Source organism: Arthrobacter silviterrae, from assembly GCF_011045165.1.
Taxonomy (GTDB): Bacteria; Actinomycetota; Actinomycetes; order Actinomycetales; family Micrococcaceae; genus Specibacter; species Specibacter silviterrae.
The window spans coordinates 1-2,791 of the sequence record NZ_JAAKZI010000071.1 but is presented as its reverse complement, the minus strand read 5'-3'; the positions used below and the strand labels follow the sequence as shown (position 1 = coordinate 2,791).

Genomic DNA, 2,791 nt, shown 5'->3' with positions numbered 1-2,791 from the left:
GCGGGCACTTAACGGGGGTGTTTGTCTGGAACATCCGTGTTGTGTGCCGGTTCGGGTGGTTAGCTGTCGCCTCCTGCGTTGCCGGTGGTGCCGGCGTTGGTGTTGAGGAGGTCGTAGCGTTGGGCTGCCTGGGCGGGTGCGTTGGCGGGGACGTGGCCGGTTTTGGCGAGCATTTGGAGGGCGCGGACGACGATGGAGTGGGAGTCGATTTTGAAGTAGCGGCGGGCGGCTGCGCGGGTGTCGGAGAAGCCGAAGCCGTCGGCGCCGAGGGTCGCGAAGTCGTTGGGGAGGTATTGGCGTACCTGGTCCGGGACGGCTTTCATGTAGTCGGTGACGGCGATGACGGGTCCTTCGGCGCCGGCCATTTTCTGGGTGAGGTAGGGGGTGCGGGGTTCCTGTTCGGGGTGGAGGAAGGCGTGTTCCTCGGCGTCGAGGCCGTCACGTCGGAGTTCCGTCCAGGACGTGACGGACCACACGTCCGCGGCGACGCCCCAGTCGGCGGCGAGGATTTGTTGGGCTTCCAGGGCCCAGGGCACGGCGACGCCGGAGGCCAGGAGCTGGGTTTTGGGGCCCTGGATGCTGGCGGCCTGGAGGTGGTAAATGCCGCGGGTGATGCCTTCGGTGTCCATGTGTTCGGGGGCTTTGGGCTGGATGATGGGTTCGTTGTAGACGGTGAGGTAGTACATGACGTTGGGGTCCGGGTGGGTTCCGCCGTACATGCGTTCCAGGCCGTCCTTGACGATGGCCCCGATTTCGTAGCCGTAGGCGGGGTCGTAGGAGATGATCGCGGTGTTCGTGGAGGCCAGGAGGGGGGAGTGGCCGTCGGCGTGTTGGAGGCCTTCCCCGGTCAGGGTGGTCCGTCCGGCGGTCGCGCCGATGATGAAGCCGCGGGCCATTTGGTCCCCGGCGGCCCAGAACTGGTCCCCGGTGCGTTGGAAGCCGAACATGGAGTAGAAGACGTAGATCGGGATCAGGGGTTCGCCGTGGGTGGCGTACGCGGTCCCGGCGGCGGTGAACGCGGCCACGGACCCGGCTTCGTTGATGCCGGCGTGGACGATCTGCCCGCTGATGGATTCCTTGTAGGCCAGGACCAGGTCGCGGTCCACGGAGAGGTAGTTCTGCCCGTTGGGGTTGTAGATTTTTGCGGTCGGGAAGAACGCGTCGATGCCGAAGGTGCGGGCCTCGTCGGGGATGATCGGGACGATCCGCTGCCCGATGCCCTTGTCACGCATCAGGTCCTTCAACAGGCGCACGAAGGCCATGGTCGTGGCGGCGTGCTGCTTGCCCGAGCCGCGGTTCGCGGCGTCGTAGCTTTTCTCCCCGGGCAGGGCCAGGGCGGTGTGCTTGCTGCGGCGTTCGGGGACGAACCCGCCCAGGGCTGCCCGGCGTTCCATCATGTACCGGATTTCCGGGGCGTCCGCGCCGGGGTGGTAGTACGGGGGGCGGTACGGGTCAGCTTCGAGGGTTTCGTCGCTGATGGGCAGGCGCAGGTGGGTGCGGAAGTCCTTCAAATCCTGCAGGGTCAGCTTCTTCATCTGGTGGGTGGAGTTGCGGGCCTCGAAGTGCGTGCCGAGCCCGTAGCCCTTGACCGTGTGGGCCAGGATCACGGTCGGCTTGCCCTGGAAGTCCAGGGCTGCCTTGTACGCGGCGTAGACCTTGTGGTAGTCGTGCCCGCCGCGCTTCAAATTCCAGACCTCGTCATCGCTGAGGTGCGCGGCGAGTTCCTTGGTCTGCGGGGTTTGGCCGAAGAAGTGTTCGCGGACGAACCCGCCGGACTCGGCCTTGTACGTCTGGTAGTCCCCGTCCAGGGTGTCGTTCATGACCTTCACCAGGGAATGGTCGGTGTCCCGGGCCAGGAGCTCGTCCCATTCCCGCCCCCACAGCACCTTGATGACGTTCCAGCCCGCGCCGCGGAAGAACGCCTCGAGTTCCTGGACGATCTTCCCGTTCCCGCGCACCGGCCCGTCCAGGCGCTGGAGGTTGCAGTTCACCACGAAGGTGAGGTTGTCCAGCTTGTCGTTCGCGGCCAGCTGGAGCAGGCCCCGGGATTCGGGCTCGTCCATTTCCCCGTCGCCCAAAAAAGCCCACACATGCTGGTGGGAGGTGTCCTTGATGCCGCGGTTGTGCAGGTACCGGTTCGACTGGGCCTGGTAGATCGCGTTCATCGGCCCGATCCCCATCGACACCGTCGGGTACTCCCAAAATTCCGGCATGAGCCGCGGGTGCGGGTACGAGGACAGGGCATGGCCCTGCCTCGACTTTTCCTGCCGGAACCCGTCCAGGTCCTCCTCCGTGAGGCGGCCCTCCAGGAACGCGCGCGCGTACATGCCCGGGGACGCGTGTCCCTGGAAAAAGACCTGGTCCCCGCCCCCGGCATGGTCCTTGCCCCGGAAGAAATGGTTGAACCCGACCTCGTACAAGGTCGCCGCCCCGGCATAGGTCGAAATGTGCCCGCCCACCCCGATCCCGGGACGCTGCGCCCGGTGCACCATGACCGCCGCGTTCCACCGCAACCACGCCCGGTACCGGCGCTCGATCTCCTCATTGCCCGGAAACACCGGCTCCTGGTCCGCAGGAATCGTATTCACATAATCCGTCGTCGTGACCATCGGCACACCCACACTCTGCGCACCCGCCCGCTGCAACAAACTACGCATAATGAACTGCGCACGCTCCGTGCCACGATCAGCAATCAACGCATCCAACGACTCCAACCACTCAGCCGTCTCCTCCGGATCACGATCAGGCAACTGGTTCGTCAACCCGCTCAAAATATGGGAACTCTCGTCTC

The 2,791-nt window shown here is 65.5% G+C and carries 1 protein-coding gene; it reads right to left on the bottom strand.

Annotation, left to right across the window (positions count from 1 at the left end; genetic code table 11):
- Positions 1-59: 59 nt before the first annotated feature.
- Positions 60-2,791: pyruvate dehydrogenase (acetyl-transferring), homodimeric type (gene aceE, locus G6N77_RS19385; protein ID WP_240902446.1), on the bottom strand; the 2,732-nt coding region annotated here is incomplete at its 5' end.